Here is a 16,828-nt window from a genome sequence, read left to right as displayed (position 1 = left end):
ACTGGAAAAAATGCCATTTTTAGAGGTGGGAAATTTGTTAAAAGGATTATATACAGCAACATCCGCAATGATTGCCCAGCAGCGAAGAACGGAAATGCTTTCAAATAATATTGCTAACGCAAATACATCAGGATATAAAGCTGATCAAGGCTCTATGCGCGCGTTCCCTGAGATGTTGCTCAGCAGAATAGAATCAAAATCTCCGGCCGGGACATCAAGGACGGAAATAGGTTCCGTGAATACCGGAGTATATATGCAGGAGCTCAAGCCTCTCTTTACACAGGGAAGCCTGAAGTCCACAGACCAGCCTACAGACATTGCATTGATCGAAAATCAAGTTCCGATGAATGCGGAAACCAATGAAAAAGCTGCTCTTTTTTATCCGGTTCAAACAGCGGATGGAATCCGTTATTCAAAAAGCAGCACATTTTCATTAAATGAGAACAATCAGCTGACGATCAACGGACGCCCTATTTTATCGACGGATCGCCAGCCAATCACTGTTGATAATGAGAATTTCACTGTGTCTGAAAACGGTACTGTGACAACGAACGGACGCACAGCCGGCCAGATTGATGTCAGAATGGCGGAAGATGTCCGCAATCTCAAGCGGGACGGAAATGATTTGTACAGCACGGCGGACGGGAATGATCTGCCAAGCGCAGCCGGAAATAATCAGGTATCCTATTCATTAAAACAAGGCGTCTCAGAGCTTTCAAACGTGGATGTGACAAGCGCCTATACAGAAATGACTGAAGCGTACAGATCGTTTGAGGCGAATCAGAAGGTTATTCAGGCTTACGATAAAAGTATGGATAAAGCAGCAAATGAAATTGGAAAAATTTAAGATAACGGAAGAAAAAAACGGGGGACATCAACTATGCTCAGGTCAATGCTAACGGCATCAACAACCTTAAACCAGCTGCAGCAGCAGATTGACACAATCAGCAGCAACCTTTCAAACAGCAACACAACCGGCTATAAGGCAAAAGATACGAATTTTTCTGAGCTAGTCAGACAGCAATTCGATCAGGTTGATGAAAAAAACGAGGAAGTGGCAAAAGCCCGAAAAACGCCGCCCGGCTTGCGCCTTGGCGTCGGAGCGATGATGAATTCACGCCTTGTCTCTGATCAAGGGAGCATTCAGAAGACGGATCGCGATCTGGACATCGCATTTACGTCTCCATACCAATATCTTCAGGTAAATGTAAATGGAAACCGCCAGTATACGAGGGACGGGGCGCTGTATGTAACGCCGTCCGCTGCGAATGCCAACCAGCTGCAACTCGTCACTGGAAATGGGTATCCCGTACTTGATGAGAACGGCAATACAGTGAACATCAACAGCTCAATGAAGAATATCACCATCAATAAGAACGGCACCTTAACCGCATCTGACGGAAACGCGGTTCAGCGGTTTAATCTTGGCGTTGTCCAAGTGAATAACCCTCAAGAGCTGAAATCCGAAGGGAATAACCTTTTCTCTATTGATAATGCGGCAGCTTTTGAAGAGCTGAACGGCGCTAATAGACAAAACATCGGCATGCAGCAGGGCTCACTTGAGATGTCCAATGTCGATATTTCAGAACAAATGACAGATTTGATCACGTCCCAGCGTTCATATCAGCTGAACAGCAGAACGATCACAATGGGAGATCAAATGCTCGGTTTAATCAATTCAGTCAGATAATAAGAAAATGGGCGTTTTTCAATCAGCCGCGCATGATAAAAAAAGCGGCTTTTTCGAAATCGTCCTTTTTTTTGTAGTATTCCGTAATATCTTCTAACAGCACTTCTAAATCCACCCACGCCTCGATTTTTTCTAATTCAAGCACATATTCGAGCAGCTGCTCATAGGGGTCTTCGGCTGATGTGTAGAGGGCTTCAAGCGTTTTTAATTTTAAATAAATGGTTTGAATGTCTACCTTTTCAGATAATTCTTTTCCTTTTTGAAGGACGGCTTTAGCTTCTGTGATGTTTCCTGTTTTAAAAAGCGCTCTGACAGACTCGTACACACAATGAAGATATGAGACTGGTGAATTCATTTCAAATTCTTGATTCTTTAATACTTTTCTAAAGTAAAGAAGCGCTTCCTGGTCTTTTTTCTCGGTCGCTTTTAAAAAGCCAAGGTTATAATAAGCGTGGCATAGCAGGTTTTCGTCATGTAGTTGCTGGGTTTTCTTAATGATTTCTTTGAAAAGCTGTTCAGCTTTTTCATAGCGTTCTTGATCAATATAATTCACGGCGAGCAAAAGCTTACAGGTGATTACCTTTTTGATATAGCCGAATTGGTGCAAATAGATGTGTAATGCTTTTTTGACGTATTGGATGGAAAGCGGCGGTGATTTCATCAAGTAATAGGCACCGGCGGTTTGATAATATAAATCAGCGGCTTCAAACGTATTTTGAATGGCGGCCAGGTACTGTTCAGCTTTTTTAAAATGATGTACTGCATGTTTCGGAGCTGTTTTTACCATCTCATATAACCCAGAGAAAAAATACAGATAATATTTCAATTCATCATCCATTTTGTCTTCCAGGCCATATAGGTCATCGAACAATGAATCGAGTCCGTTCTGGTTTTCAAAAAGCAGCTGATGGCGGGCCTGAAACAATTGATAACGCATCCAAAGTTTTGTGTTCTTTTTGATCTTCGGAAGGTGCTGATCAATTTTCTCTTTCAGTGTGCAAACGTGATTCATTTTGCGTTTGCTCATTGCGGAATACCACTCGTCTAACATGTTTAGCATTCTTTTTTCAATAAACTTCGAAATCATTTTCCTACCTCTTTGCTATTGGTAAAATCTATAATTATCATATCATAACTTTTGACGGCTCTCATTGACAGTTGGTTACATTTTAGCGCGGTTGAAAAAGAGATTAATTCATAATATACTTTTCAAATGTACAGATTGGATCTTTGATGATTGCTATACATACTAATGCAGATGAAGGAGATGTCAAGACAATGCTTGATACTCAGCAAATTAAAGAAATTATTCCTCACCGTTATCCGTTTTTACTTGTGGATCGGATTACGGAAGTTGAAGAGGGCAAACGGGCAAAAGGCTATAAAAATGTAACCGCTAATGAAGAGTTCTTTAACGGACATTTTCCTCAGTACCCGGTTATGCCCGGCGTATTAATCGTAGAAGCACTCGCTCAAGTCGGAGCTGTTGCGATGTTGATTAAAGAAGAAAACCGCGGCAGACTGGCTTTTTTTGCAGGAATTGATAACTGCCGCTTTAAAAAACAAGTCAAGCCTGGTGACCAGCTTCACCTTGAGGTTGAAATCATTCGTGCCCGCGGCACAATCGGGCGCGGAAAAGGCGTTGCCACAGTTGATGGCGAAGTCGTTTGCGAAGTAGAACTGACTTTTGCCCTCGGAGAATAATTGAAAAAAGGCAGATGGCCAGCGGCACATTTGTCTTTTTTTCTTTACAAATATAGAAAAGCAGGTGATTGTATGTGGAATGAATTTAAAGCCTTTGCCATGCGGGGGAATATCGTAGACCTTGCGATTGGTGTTGTGATAGGCGGCGCTTTCGGAAAGATCGTCACATCTCTAGTAAATGATATCATTATGCCTTTGGTCGGTTTGCTGCTGGGAGGGCTTGACTTTTCAGGCCTGTCGTTTACGTTTGGCGATGCTGTAGTGAAGTATGGCAGCTTTATACAGACGATTGTGAACTTCTTAATTATATCGTTCTCCATTTTTATCGTCATTCGGACTTTGAATGGGTTAAGGCGCAAAAAAGAAGCAGCAGAAGAAGAGGCTGCGGAGGAAGCGGTGGATGCGCAGGAGGAGCTGCTGAAAGAAATCAGAGACCTGCTGAAGCAGCAAGCAAAGTCGCCGGAATAAAAAAGATGCCGTTAGAAACGGCGTCTTTTTTTATCTCAATTTTCGTTTAAGTTCGTTCTATGTCCTTCAGTCCCGCGGGGCTTTCCGTTGTTTCAGCGAGATGAATGAGCATTGAGACAGAGGTGCCTGCATCCGGAGTGCTGCTGATCATCAACTCGCTGCCGCAAAAATGTTTCAGCCGCTGATTGATATTTTTCAATCCGACGCTGCGATCAAAATCCGTTGATAAGAGGTCTTTTTGTTTTTCCGGAGTCATCCCGGCACCGTTATCCTCTACTTTGATGTGATACTCATTTTTGCATTGTTTTTTAGCTGTCAGTTTGATCCATCCTCCGCCTCTTTTCTTGCTGACACCGTGAAGAACGGCATTTTCCACCAAGGGCTGAATCATTAAAGGCGGAAGGATAAAGTCAATATCTTCATCTATATCGAAAAGAACCTCAAGCCGATTACCGAATCGCGTCTTTTCTATAGAAAGATAGGAATTGATAATCGAAAGCTCATGTCTGAAGGAACTGATGGCTGATGTATTTTGAAAGTCAAAACTCATTCTTAAATAGTTGGTAAATTCCTCTGTTACCTCCCGGGCCTTTTCAATATCCAAATGAGTGAGAGAAATAATTGTGTTTAATACATTATAAAGAAAATGAGGCTTGATTTGCGACTGGAGAAATGCCATTTCCATTCTTGTGGCTTGATTTGCTGTATGTTTCATCATGATCAGATTTTGAATACGCGCCATAAATTCAGAGTAATGATAAGGTTTTTGCAAAATGTCATTCGCTCCGGCATGAAAAGCCTTGTATTTGTCATGGCCGATAATGGCAGCTGTAATGATCAGAACCGGAAGATCAACCATGCTGAATCGTTCGCGAATTTTCATACAGACTTCGAAACCAGTCATATCCGGCATCATCAAGTCCAAAATAACCAAATCAAGCTTCGTGCAAGAGATGATTTCTAATGCTTCCTTTCCGTTCTTCGCAGCAATCACATTGTAGGGCACACCTTCAAGCATATCGTTTAAAATTTTTAAACTGTCAATGTTATCATCGACAATCAGAATGGTTGGAGCGTCAATACTCTCAGAGTAATAAGGCGTGCTAAATGAGATATCTGATAGATCTCTCTCGGATTGTAATTCAGGAAGACGTTTCTTTGTTTCAGAGAGTGATTCATTTTGGGCGATCGGGAAGGTGAAATGGAATGCCGAACCTTTTCCTTCTTCTGATTCGACCCAAATATCTCCGTTTTGGAGCTGAACCAGCTGTTTGACAATGCTGAGGCCAAGACCGGCACCATCGTCTTTATTCTTTTCGGCTTGCTGAAAAGACTCAAAGATGGTTTGGCGATCGGCTTCTGAAATGCCGCTTCCTGTATCTGCTACTGTCACTTTGATCATGTTATCGTTCAGTCTTGAAGCAGAAAGTGTGATTTGGCCCTCTGTTGTATATTTGATTGCATTGTCTACTAAATTGGTTAATATTTGGCGGAAGCGGTTTTCATCTGTGAGCACCAAAGGAAGATCGTCTGGGATATGGTTCATGATATTTAAGTTTTTATGTCTCGATAAGAGGTTGTAGAAATTCATTTCCGAACAAACTAAAGTATAAATATCAACAGGAACCGGGTGGATTTGAAGCATGCCTTGCTTTATTTTTTCTAAATCCAGGATGTCATTTACCAGATTGGACAGCCTGTAGCCCATGCGGATGACGAGCTGCATATTTTCTTTCTCTTCTTCTATCGTTCTTTTTCCCTTGCCGGCCAGCAGGGTCTGGCATATATTAATGATGCTGTTCAGCGGTGTTTTAAATTCATGTGATGTTTTGGCAATAAATTCATCCTTTAGCCGGTCAATTCTGAGCAATTTCCACGACAGCACTTCATTTTCACGGAATGCTCCGGCAAATTGCTGCGCCATCAGCAGAACGATCGCCAGCAAAGCGATAACTGTTGGCAATGAATAAATCGAATTAAAAGAAAAGGCTGTTTTGCCGCTGTAAGCTGAAATGGTGGTTAAAATGACAAAAGCACTCATTGATATAGAGGCGATGGTCAGATACAGACTTCCTTCCATTTTGCGGATCGCAGCAATCGTAAAAATATATGTAATATAAACCAAGGTCGAGACGGCTAGCACAGAATGTAAGATGTACGAGGCATGGCCGATAAAACCGACAGTTAAAAAATCTGTGACTAAGACCAGCCCGGAAGAAACGGTGGCTATGCGAATAAAACGCTTTGAAACAATCTCTCTGTAAGCAAAATAGAGATAAAGAAAAACCGCAATGCTGACAAGCACTGTAGAGATGGCCCTCAATGAATTTAGCAATGAAAATGAAATTGACGGATAAAGGAGAAATATAATCCGCTCTTTTCCGATCATCAGAATAATGAACGAAAACAGAAGACACATAACAGAAAAAAACAACAAATGTTTATCTTTTTTTCTTTGCAGAAAAAAGCCCAGAAAATATAATCCGGTAATGAAAAAAGCTGTAATCATGATTGTATCATTAAGAAAGGAAATTTTGTTTTCCCGGACTATTTGCTCCTGGGTGCCAATAGTAATTGGCTTTGCGATTCCCCATCCCGGCGTTTTTCCGAAGTTCGAAAATTGTACGACAAGTTCATTGTCACCCTTGTGAAGCGTAAAAAAGCTCGTATATGGGCGGTTTTGTGCCGCAAAATCAGGTTTATCTGAAGGGCTGCCGCTTTGGCCAATGAATTGTCCATTAAAATAGATGCGATTGGCACTGTAAATAAACGACGTGCTGATCCCAAAAACCTGATTGTTTTGCTTTGATCTGATGGTCAGCTTGTACGTTCCGTAATCCACATTGATACCCTGCTTGGCTAGCTTCACATTGCTGGGGACATCAACGAAGAGAGAATCTTTTCCTTTTGCTGAAGCAATCTCTTTTGGTGACAGAATCTGATTTGGATACAATGTCCATTTTCCGTTCAGCTGTACATTCCCATCCTTCTGAAAATCCCAATTCTCCAAGTTCATGACCCCATGCCTTGCCGCAGGAAGCGTTGATCCGGAAAAATGGTCAATGGCTATGAAGCCCATAAAGAATGCAGCATAACCGAAAATAATCGAAGTGAAGATCAATTTCTCTTTCATATCATGGCTCCTTTATTCAAATAGGATCATTCTAAATTCCTACTTTTTTATAAATATTGTAAGTGTAAAATTTCAAAAACTACAATAGAAAGAAAAAGAATCCAGATAAAGGGGTTATTTGTCATGATATAATAGAAGTTATTTACTGATATCTCGATTTTACATATAGGGTGGGATGTTTTGTGAAAGCGTTAATTGTTGATGATGAGCACTTGGCATTGCTTCATTTTAAGAAAATGCTTGAACGAACAAACGCCTTTCAATCTATTATGGCGTATCAAGATCCGGTTGAGGCCTTAGAGCATCCTGAGACTCCTGCTGTAGATGCGGTGTTTCTTGATATTGAAATGCCGGGGGTAAACGGCATTGAGCTTGCTGAGGCGATTCAATCGATGAATGAAAACATCCAAGTCGTTTTCATCACGGCTTATAATGAGTTTGCTATCAAAGCGTTTGAGCTGAATGCCATTGATTATTTGCTGAAGCCTGTCATATACAAGCGGCTTGAGACAACTGTTGAACGAATCAAAACGAATAATATGCTCAGACAAAATGCAGAAAATACCGAGGCGCATTTTTCCATCCAATGTTTTGGGAGCTTGCAGTTTCATCAAACCTTAAAGGATGTCAAAACAAGCATTCCAGTCAAGTGGAGAACGTCGAAAGCACGTGAAATATACTTATTTTTGCTTCACAATCAAGGCCATGTGGTCAGTAAAGACATGCTAATCGATCTTTTTTGGCCTCATTACGATGTTTCAAAAGCAAGCACCCAACTTTACTCAACCATTTATCAAATACGAAAATTATTCAGCCAGATCCCTTTCAGCCAAACTATCGAGAAGACTGATACTGGATATATTCTTCGGCTTTCAGGCGCAAAAATCGATGTTGTCGAATGGGAAAAATCACTAAAAGGGGCGCCGCCGCTCAATACGGCTACATTACTTCTGCACATGGATATTTTCATGTCCTATCAAAATCATTACCTAATGGAGCACGGTTATCTTTGGGCAGAACCGGAAAAGACGCGTCTTTCCCAGCTTTGGCTTGGAAAGGCCTATGAACTGATCGATTATCATATTCATGAAATGAACGATCATCAAGCGATGGACATTTGCCTGCAAGCGGAGAAAATTGAGCCTTGCGATCATAAAATTATGCAATACAAGCTGCAGCTATTCAACAAAAACGGGAAGGTAGAAGAGGCGATAAAAGAATATCAGCGTTATAAACAAATGAAGGATCAAATTAATTAAAGAACTCCAAACCAGTATGTGTCGATTGCCTTTCGATGCACACTGGTTTTTTTGTGCACTTAAAGGGAAGGCCCTCGCCATATGTCTCCTGGGTGAAACTTCAACTCTCTCCAATTCACTTCAATCATACATGATTTCTGAGTTGTACAGAAATTGTATAGTTCCATTTCATACAATGTAGTTTGGTTCGGATGGCAAATCTTAGTTTTGAAACTCATTCGGTATTAGCAGTTCTTTTTGGGGGATGAGACATGATGTTATGGTCTCGCGGATCAATCGGCAAGTGAAAGATAGATAAGAAAGGGAGGAATGAAAAGTTGAGAACGAGGAGTTTTCCCTTAGGGCTGAAAAAAAGCGGGCGGATCGTTATGATCATAAGCCTTGCCATCTTTTTCTTCTTCAGCCAGATCGCCAGCTATACTCTTACAGCACAGGCTGTGGACGTAACGTCAAGTGACAGCCAATTCTTCGATTCGGTAACAGTTAAGGACGCCAAGGGCCAGATTGTTGACGGATCAAAAGGAAACAAACCGGCACTAACACCGGGGGACGAAGTGAAACTGACATATGAATGGTCATTGAAAAAAGACAAAAAAGCAGATAGCGAACAGGATATCAATGTGGAGATACCTAAAAGTTTTACATTTGATAAAGGTGCAGAAGGTGAGATCAAATCTGCTGATCAGGTCATCGGCAGCTATCAAGTGCCGGCGGGCAGCAGCACCATGAAGGTAAAATTAACAACTGCATCTGCGGATTCTCCTGATGCCAAGGGGACCATTACATTGTCAGCTAAATTTACTGCAGATGTAAAAGACGATGAACATACAGCAACAGCCCTTTTTCAGCTAGGGGGAGGCAAAACCCAGCAGGTGATCATCCCTGTTAAGAAAGAGGAGACACCAGATGCCGAGGCGGAAGATCCAAAAAATGACTCTTCTGATACTGCGGGTGATCAGGAAGGGACAGATGACAAACCTGCACCTTCAGTCAGCAAGGATCAAAAAGAGGAAGAACAGCAACCGTCAGACTCTAAGAGCGGCGAATCCTCTAAGAGTGATGATTCAAAAAAAGTGTCATCCTCAAGTCAATCAGCTTTCAAAAGCTTGCAAACTGAAGAAAAACAAATCACGCAAAACATTTTAACCGGCGTGACATTGACGGACGAAAACGGAAAGCCATATGACAAGGGCAATCGCGCCAATACGAATTCTCCGGTGAAAATTTCAATTGATTGGGCTATTCCTGACGATTTAGGAAAAACGATCAATGCCGGCGATAAATATGAATTTGATTTGCCTAAAGAATTTATTATGCATAATGACATTGTGAACCTGCCGTTAGGCGCCGGAGACACCACCTACGGGACATTTTCTATTAATACGAACGGACATGTGGTGATGACATTTAACGGCGAGGTAAAAGACAGTTCTAATGTCAAAGGCACATTGGTTATCAATACGCAGTTCAACGAGAAAAAAATAACGGGTTCGACAACACAAAAGATTCCATTCCCTGTAAATTCCGATACTCCTGAAACAACAGTTTATTTTAAACCCAATGTGAGTAAAACCATTGATAAATCAGGTGTGCTGGATAAAGGCATCAACCCTGGTAAAGTAACATGGACGGTCGATGTCAATAAAAAGTTGGATCAAGTCAAAAATGCCAAACTCACGGAAAGCCTTCCAGATGGCGTAATCTACCGTTCAGTTAAAGTGTATGAACTCAATGTGAACATTGATGGTTCTGTCAGCAGAGGAAATGAAGTTTCTTCCGGCTACAGTGTTGATTCAAAAGGAAATGTCACATTTGACGGGACAATTGATTCAGCCTACCGCCTTGTATACGAAACCGACATTGACAATAGTGCGAAGCCGAGTGAAGGCGGAAATATAACGCTGACGAATAAGGCGGCATTCAGCGGAGACAACCTGGAACCCATTTCTGCAGAAGCCACTGTTGCAGCCAAGTATGGAAAAATGATCGCGAAATCATCGACCGGCTATGATGGAGAATCTCAAACATTCAGCTGGGCTCTTGCATACAACTACGGTGAGAAACAGATCGACCAATCCAAGGCCAGTATTAAAGATTCTTTTGGAACTGGTGATTTGCATCTTGTGAAAGATTCTTTGAAGGTTATTCCTATTACCTTTGGTCAGAATGGCAGTGAGCAAGCGGGCACGCCTTTAAAGGAAGGCGAGGACTACACGCTCATCGATAATGGAAGCGGATTTGAAGTCAAATTTAATAAAAACGTAACGAGCGCTTACAAAATCATATATCAAACAAAGGTCAACAGCGGAGTGATCATTGATAAATCTACAACATACACCAATAGCGTTGTGACCGGAACAGGGGATTCGAAAGAGGCTTCTGGAATAGCCATTCAGCAGAATCTCATCAAAGGATATTCAAACGTTGATTATGAGAAGAAGACGGTTGATTGGACGATTACAGTTAATAAAAATAAATACTTGATGAACAATTGGACTTTAGATGACCAATTTGAAAGCGGCGGAATGGTTCTGCTTGATGAATCGTTCAAGCTTCAAGACACAACGAACAACAAAACATTACAGAAAGACAAAGACTACACGTTAACAAAAAAACCTGATCATAAAGGCTTTACTTTGGCATTGATCGGAGATTATGCAAAAACAGACAGTCAATTTAAGATCACTTATACGACAACATTCAATGCCGATTATTCTAACGAAAGCGTTAAGAATACAGCTCAGTCGACATGGACTGATCAAAACGGCACTGAGCGCACGAATAAGGTATCAAGCGGTTTTACGCCGAATCATCAGACTTCAAATAATGGTTTCAAAAACGGCTCATACAACGCGGTTTCAAAGGAAATCACGTGGAAAATCGGTGTCAACTATAACGGCGAGCCGACGAAAAACCCTTATATCAAAGATGCCATAACAGATCCTCAGCAATTTGTGCCAGGTTCCGTTGTCGTTAAGAGTTATACGATCAATAAAAACGGCTCGATCACAGAAGGAGACGCGCTTGATCCTTCCAAGTATGATGTCGAAGAGCCTTCTGCGAAAAATGAACGCACGCTGACGGTACACCTTAAAACAGGCGATTCTGTACCATATCTGATTGAGTTTAAGACATCATTCAAAGGACAGGTCATTGATCAGAATCAGTATACAAACAAGGCAACATACTATAATGACGGTTATGCAGACCGCACGTTGACAGGCTCTGTTTCAGTTACGAACGGAGGAAGCCTGGTTTTTAAAGGCGGCAAACAAAATGGAAGCTACATCGATTGGAACATCAATGTCAACTCCAGCCAATCAACGCTGGATGACGTAAAAGTTACTGATACGCCGGATGAAAATCAAATACTAGATGCAGATTCTTTTAAAGTATATCAAGCAAAGTATGATGAAAACGGAGTGGTCAAAGACAGCAGCGGAAATCTGACCGCGGGCGATCTCGAGCTTCAAAAAGACAAAGATTACACGTTAGACATCAAAACGGACAATACAACAGGTGAACAATCGTTTGTCCTGAGATTCATAGGCAGCTATAAGCAAATTGACCGCGCCTATGTAATCAAATACCGGTCTCTGATTAACATAGCCGGCACGAGCGGCCATGTTAAAAATAAGGTGTCCATTTCAGGAACAAATGTGAAGGAGCAGACTCAAGAAAACAGCAGCTCGATCTTTGTTGCCATTTCAAGCGGCGACGGTTCCGGATCCGGAGAAAAAGGAAGCCTGACGATTTTTAAGACTGGAGTGGACGATAAAGCTCTTGACGGAGCAGAATTCCAGTTATGGTCTGAGGACTCCAAACAGCTCCTCCGCACTGGTACGACGGATGCCAGCGGGAAGCTTACATTCGGAAATATTCGCTACGGTTCCTATGTATTAAAAGAAGTAAAAGCGCCTGACGGATATACCATCAGTGATGCTTATGCAAAAGGAGTCTCTGTAAAGATAGACAGCAACTCCTCCAAGCCAGGAGCGCTGTACAAAGTCGTAAATCAACAGAACAAGGTGACGCTTATCAAACAAGACGAACAAAACAATCCTTTGGCGGGTGCTGTTTTCAAGCTGGAGAAAAAGTCAAATGACGGCACCTATACTCTCATACGAACAGATATAAAATCTGATAAAGACGGAAAAGTAGAAATGAACGGTTTGCCGGCGGGCTACTATCGCTTGACAGAAACACAAGCTCCTGAAGGCTTTATCGTAAATACAAAAGCGATTCACTTCTCAATCGCAAAGAATGAAAAGAATCAAGTGTCTGACGTCAATTTGGGGGCAATGACCAATTATCAAGGAAAAGTCTCTCTGACGAAGGAAAATGCTGAAGGCCAGAAACTTGAAGGCGCAGTATTCAACATTGTCGATCAAGATGGAAAGATCGTTCAAGAGAAGCTGACTTCAGATAAAGACGGAAAAATTGAGGCTTCGGGCCTTGCACCGGGCCATTACGCCTTTGTGGAAACAAAGGCGCCAGCCGGCTATGTGCTGAATACAAAGAAAAAAGAATTTACCATCTCAGAATCAGCAGCAGGAAAGCCTGAAGCCGCAGATGCCGGAATCGCCGTTAACGATAAAGGCTCTGTTGAGCTGACGAAGGAAGATGCAGATGGCCAGAAGCTTGAAGGAGCCGTCTTTAAGATTATCGACAAGGAAGGTAATACGGTTCAAGAAGGACTGACCTCAGATAAAAACGGGAAAGTCACAGCTTCAGGCCTTGCACCGGGACAATACGCTTTTGTGGAAACAAAAGCGCCAGCCGGTTATGTGCTGAACACTGAGAAAATAGAGTTTGAGATTTCTGATTCCTCTGAAGGAAAGCCTGAAGCTACAGATGCCGGGATCGCCATTAATCATAAAGGCTCTGTTGAGTTGACGAAGGAAAATGCTGAAGGGCAGAAGCTTGAAGGTGCAGTATTCAACATTGTCGACGAGGAAGGAAATACGGTTCAAGAAGAGCTGACTTCCGATAAAGATGGAAAAGTAAAGGCTTCGGGCCTTGCGCCGGGACGTTACGCCTTTGTTGAAACGAAAGCGCCAGCCGGTTATGTGCTAAACACGGAGAAAAAAGAGTTTACCATTTCTGAATCAGCAGCAGGAAAGCCAAAATCCGCGGATGCCGGGATCGTCGTGAACTATCAAGGATCGGTTCAGCTGACGAAGGAAGATCAGGATGGAAAAGGCTTAGCAGGCGCGGTATTCAAAATAACGGACAGCAATGGGAAAACAGTGAGAGACGATCTAGTCTCAAAAGAAGGCGGCAAAATTGAAGTTGACGGGTTAGCGCCGGGAAGCTATCAATTTATCGAAAAACAGGCGCCAGCCGGATATCTATTATCCGCCATCCCTGTGCCATTCACCATTAAGGCAGAAAACGGCGGCAAACCTAAACAAGTTGAAGTAACAGCGGTTAATACGAAGAACCGGGTTGTCCTCACAAAAGTGGATCAGCATGATCAACATAAAGTTCTGCAAGGCGCAGAGTTCAATTTGACAGACGCCAACGGCAAAGTGCTGAAGTCCGGTTTGGTTACCGATGACAAAGGACAAATCACAGTGCATGGCCTCAAAGCTGGCGATTATCAGTTTGTCGAAACAAAAGCGCCTAAGGATTATGAGTTGGACCAAACTCCTATATCGTTCAAGATCACAAATACAGACACGAAACCAGTCGAAATCACTGCGGAAAACATATTGGCACCAGGTGACGTAAATGTGAAAAAAGTGGATCAAGACGATAAAAATACCGTTTTGGAGGGCGCTGAATTCAAGTTATTGGACGAAAGCGGCAAGCCTGTAAAAACTGACGGGTATGGAAAAGAGCTTTCTAAACTCTGGAAAACAGATCAAAATGGGCAGTTCACTGTAAAAGGCCTTGCGCCGGGAAGCTACCAGTTGATTGAAACGAAGGCACCCGAAGGTTACCAACTTGACGAAACACCGATTGAATTCACAATTGAAAAAGGACAGTCAAAAGCTGTTGAGATCGTTGTTTCTAATCAAAAAGTGAAAACACCAACGCCTGATAAGCATGATCATCCTGATAAACCTGCACCGGGTGGAAATGGAAAAGACGATGGAGATCATCCGAATACCAATGGTACAAATGGCAGCTCGGATGGTCAGTCGAACACAGACAAAACCCTCCCAAAAACCGGAGATACAGACAGCATGCTGACAGCAATGATCGGTATCCTGCTCCTTATGGCAGGCGGAGGCTTAGCTGTTGCCTCAAGAAAGAAACAAAGAAAAGGATAAAGTTGAAGGCACCTGATCATCGAAGAATCGATCAGGTGCTTTTTTGAAAAGTGACACGAAGCGTTTTTAGAAGGATGCATAAGAAAGGGTTTTTTGCATGTACAAGAAAATGATCATTACGGTGTTCATCCTTTTCGGACTGCTGCTGCTCTCTTCTCCTTATATCAAAGGTGGAATTATAGCTTATCTTAGCAAAAGCCAGAGTGAATCGGCCTTAACTGTGGAGCAGCTGAAAAAAAATAATGAGAGAGAAGCGGAATTTGAATTTGATTCAATCGAGCCGCCTGAGTTAATGGATGCTGTAAAGGCCGGCTTTGATCACGATCAAAAAGCGGTTATCGGTCGGATAACAATTAAAAGTGTCGATCTGGAGCTTCCGATCGTAAAAGGCACAACCAATGAAAATCTTTTGATAGGGGCGGCAACAATGCGCCCGGATCAAAAAATGGGCGAGGGAAATTATCCGTTGGCGGGCCATCATTTGAAGCAAAAGAGTCTTCTGTTCGGACCTCTGGAAAACATAAAAACAGGTGCCCAAATTGTCATCACGGATTTTAAAAAGGATTATATCTATTCTGTAACATCTAAAGACATCATATCGGAAATGGATGCAGATGTAATTGAGGAGACAAACAAAAAAGAGATTACGTTAATCACCTGTGACAAGGCTGTCAAAACTGAAGGGCGCCTTGTTGTGAAAGGGGAATTGGTTGATTCTTTTGGCCATACAAATTAAATATGCAAGAGTGAAAGCACGAAGAGAAAAGCTGCCGTTCAAAACGGCAGCTTTTTTCATGCAGAACATATCTATTCAAAATGTCTATTGTGATGTTCTTCGGTTCTGTGTCTGTTTTGGGGAACATGCCCCCTCATACTTATAATTTTTGCTTAAATGCCTCAATGAGTTTTGTTCCTGTATAGCCCTCTTTTACAAGGGACTCGAGAATGGTTTCAGTGCCCTGCTGTTTTCTTGTGACCATTTGTCCGTAGAGTAAAACCTGGATGCTTTCTTCCAGCTTGACGATATTTTTCACTGCTGCTGTCAGCTGGGCGGGGCGATTGCTTTTTTTCGTGATCGTTACAAATACTTTGGCTTCAGATTGGCTGTTTTGAAGCTGTTCAAAAAAAGACATATGTTCTTTCTGTACAAGCGCCTCAATCAGCCAGTGATTTTCACCGTCTTCTTTATTTATAATCAGTCCGTCAATAAGGGGAAACTGTTCAATTGATTGTTCTTCCTTGTCCACTCGTTCCACATTCAGGTCAACCAGTTTAAAGGTTTTCATTTCTTCTCACCCCGATTACTTCCAAAGTTTTCTTGCCTTCCATTATAACATAAACGTTTTCGAGGAAAAAATCCTGCAATGCTGGGGCTAAAGAATTTTGTATGAGCGAAACATTTAATAATTTCTATTTTTTCATTATACTGTAACTGACTATGGATTACGGAGAGATGTGGTATGAATCAATTTCGTTTAAAAGAAATTTATATTGACGGCGCTCCTTCTGAAAGCCATTTGATTCAAAAGGAAGTAACATACATGTTAAGCCGTAAAGAAGTGTTTGAGGTTCATCTAAACAAAAAAGGAAGAATAAGTTTTTTATACGAAACACAAGATGGCATGGAGCAGTATAAAATCAAGCTGTCAATGCCGGAAAAAAAATTGAGCTTTCAGTGGTTTGCGTGGGATGGCTCTTCCTATGTGCGCATGAATACGCAAAACTGGCTGACAAAGCAAATCTTTTTCCGTTTTTTAAAAAGTACATATTTCTTTAAAGGAAAAAAGCAAAAGATGTTTTTAGCTGAAGGAAAAATGAAAACGAAAGATAAAAACAGAGGCTGAAAGTCATTTTTAAGCGTTTTTCTTTTCTTGTTGCATCATTTACAATACATACAACCGCAAGGAGAGGAGGAATCGCATGTTCAATCAGGTCATGCTTGTCGGACGTCTTACAAAAGATCCTGATCTTCGCTACACTTCCGCCGGTGCGGCAGTTGCACATGTTACGCTCGCGGTGAACCGCAGTTTCAAGAATGCTTCAGGCGAAATCAAAGCTGATTACGTCAATTGCACACTTTGGAGAAAAACAGCTGAAAACACGGCGTTGTATTGCCAAAAAGGTTCTCTCATCGGCGTAAGCGGACGGATTCAGACAAGAAGCTATGAAAACGCGGAAGGCGTTAACGTGTATGTAACAGAAGTGTTGGCTGACACTGTTCGTTTTATGGACCCTAAACCCCGGGAAAAAGCTGCTGATTGACACCCCTTGCTCCTCCCGTTATCTATCCATTCAC

Annotated in this window: 12 protein-coding genes and 1 pseudogene; 9 read left to right on the top strand and 4 right to left on the bottom strand. The window is 42.0% G+C overall.

Annotation, left to right across the window (positions count from 1 at the left end; all coding sequences use genetic code 11):
- The first annotated feature begins 34 nt into the window (after positions 1 to 34).
- Together flhO and flhP are read left to right on the top strand one after the other, a co-directional pair.
- Positions 35 to 847 carry a flagellar hook-basal body complex protein FlhO gene (gene flhO / locus AC0OMA_RS18570; protein WP_015251036.1) on the top strand — a complete coding sequence of 271 codons (813 nt, stop codon included), beginning with the start codon at positions 35 to 37 and terminating at the stop codon, positions 845 to 847.
- 33 nt (positions 848 to 880) lie between these two features.
- The gene (gene flhP, locus AC0OMA_RS18565; protein WP_047183322.1) at positions 881 to 1,690 is read left to right on the top strand and encodes a flagellar hook-basal body complex protein FlhP; all 810 of its coding nucleotides are present in this window, start codon (positions 881 to 883) and stop codon (positions 1,688 to 1,690) included.
- A gap of 22 nt (positions 1,691 to 1,712) precedes the next feature.
- Here the strand turns inward: flhP and rapD are convergent, their stop codons facing one another.
- Complete coding sequence (rapD, locus tag AC0OMA_RS18560; RefSeq protein ID WP_014478211.1) at positions 1,713 to 2,777, bottom strand: aspartate phosphatase RapD; 1,065 nt, start codon at positions 2,775 to 2,777, stop codon at positions 1,713 to 1,715.
- A 191-nt stretch (positions 2,778 to 2,968) separates the two neighbouring features.
- Between rapD and fabZ the strand changes: the two genes are divergently transcribed.
- Complete coding sequence (gene fabZ / locus AC0OMA_RS18555; protein WP_003221796.1) at positions 2,969 to 3,394, top strand: 3-hydroxyacyl-ACP dehydratase FabZ; 426 nt, start codon at positions 2,969 to 2,971, stop codon at positions 3,392 to 3,394.
- Positions 3,395 to 3,466: 72 nt separating this feature from the next.
- Entirely contained in the window at positions 3,467 to 3,862 is a 396-nt protein-coding gene (gene mscL / locus AC0OMA_RS18550) for a large conductance mechanosensitive channel protein MscL (protein ID WP_021445844.1), read from the top strand.
- A 46-nt stretch (positions 3,863 to 3,908) separates the two neighbouring features.
- On the opposite strand, the gene AC0OMA_RS18545 is transcribed toward mscL, so the two are convergent.
- Together AC0OMA_RS18545 and AC0OMA_RS18540 are read right to left on the bottom strand one after the other, a co-directional pair.
- Positions 3,909 to 4,880 (bottom strand): histidine kinase, encoded by a 972-nt coding sequence (locus AC0OMA_RS18545; protein WP_236822454.1) that lies wholly within the window; start codon positions 4,878 to 4,880, stop codon positions 3,909 to 3,911.
- A gap of 177 nt (positions 4,881 to 5,057) precedes the next feature.
- Positions 5,058 to 6,371 (bottom strand): annotated as a pseudogene (locus tag AC0OMA_RS18540) (sensor histidine kinase); the annotation flags it as partial.
- An 806-nt stretch (positions 6,372 to 7,177) separates the two neighbouring features.
- Here AC0OMA_RS18540 and AC0OMA_RS18535 point away from each other — a divergent pair.
- The 3 genes from AC0OMA_RS18535 to AC0OMA_RS18525 all read left to right on the top strand — a co-directional run bounded on the left by AC0OMA_RS18535 (position 7,178) and on the right by AC0OMA_RS18525 (position 15,268).
- Positions 7,178 to 8,254 carry a response regulator gene (locus tag AC0OMA_RS18535; protein ID WP_047183320.1) on the top strand — a complete coding sequence of 359 codons (1,077 nt, stop codon included), beginning with the start codon at positions 7,178 to 7,180 and terminating at the stop codon, positions 8,252 to 8,254.
- Between the two features lie 317 nt (positions 8,255 to 8,571).
- Entirely contained in the window at positions 8,572 to 14,532 is a 5,961-nt protein-coding gene (locus AC0OMA_RS18530) for a SpaA isopeptide-forming pilin-related protein (RefSeq protein WP_251217760.1), read from the top strand.
- 97 nt (positions 14,533 to 14,629) lie between these two features.
- On the top strand, positions 14,630 to 15,268 hold the full coding sequence (locus AC0OMA_RS18525) for a class A sortase (protein ID WP_015483797.1): 639 nt from the start codon (positions 14,630 to 14,632) through the stop codon (positions 15,266 to 15,268).
- Positions 15,269 to 15,407: 139 nt separating this feature from the next.
- Here AC0OMA_RS18525 and AC0OMA_RS18520 read toward each other — a convergent pair whose 3' ends face one another.
- Entirely contained in the window at positions 15,408 to 15,818 is a 411-nt protein-coding gene (locus tag AC0OMA_RS18520) for a YwpF-like family protein (RefSeq protein WP_015251046.1), read from the bottom strand.
- A 174-nt stretch (positions 15,819 to 15,992) separates the two neighbouring features.
- On the opposite strand from AC0OMA_RS18520, the gene ywpG reads away from it, so the two are divergent.
- Together ywpG and ssbB are read left to right on the top strand one after the other, a co-directional pair.
- Positions 15,993 to 16,376 (top strand): DynA interaction protein YwpG, encoded by a 384-nt coding sequence (ywpG, locus tag AC0OMA_RS18515; RefSeq protein WP_014478204.1) that lies wholly within the window; start codon positions 15,993 to 15,995, stop codon positions 16,374 to 16,376.
- Between the two features lie 76 nt (positions 16,377 to 16,452).
- Complete coding sequence (gene ssbB / locus AC0OMA_RS18510) at positions 16,453 to 16,794, top strand: single-stranded DNA-binding protein SsbB (protein ID WP_063334791.1); 342 nt, start codon at positions 16,453 to 16,455, stop codon at positions 16,792 to 16,794.
- Positions 16,795 to 16,828: the final 34 nt, after the last annotated feature.

It is taken from the genome of Bacillus sp. AMCV2, from assembly GCF_056033925.1.
This window is presented reverse-complemented; position numbering and strand designations above follow the sequence as displayed.

Coding starts and splice junctions, on each gene's coding strand:
- ywpG (WP_014478204.1), top strand. CDS start 15,993: ATGAATCAATTTCGTTTAAAAGAAATTTATATTGACGGCGCTCCTTCT.
- flhP (WP_047183322.1), top strand. CDS start 881: ATGCTCAGGTCAATGCTAACGGCATCAACAACCTTAAACCAGCTGCAG.
- AC0OMA_RS18525 (WP_015483797.1), top strand. CDS start 14,630: ATGTACAAGAAAATGATCATTACGGTGTTCATCCTTTTCGGACTGCTG.
- AC0OMA_RS18520 (WP_015251046.1), bottom strand. CDS start 15,818: ATGAAAACCTTTAAACTGGTTGACCTGAATGTGGAACGAGTGGACAAG.
- AC0OMA_RS18545 (WP_236822454.1), bottom strand. CDS start 4,880: ATGCTTGAAGGTGTGCCCTACAATGTGATTGCTGCGAAGAACGGAAAG.
- rapD (WP_014478211.1), bottom strand. CDS start 2,777: ATGATTTCGAAGTTTATTGAAAAAAGAATGCTAAACATGTTAGACGAG.
- mscL (WP_021445844.1), top strand. CDS start 3,467: ATGTGGAATGAATTTAAAGCCTTTGCCATGCGGGGGAATATCGTAGAC.
- fabZ (WP_003221796.1), top strand. CDS start 2,969: ATGCTTGATACTCAGCAAATTAAAGAAATTATTCCTCACCGTTATCCG.
- ssbB (WP_063334791.1), top strand. CDS start 16,453: ATGTTCAATCAGGTCATGCTTGTCGGACGTCTTACAAAAGATCCTGAT.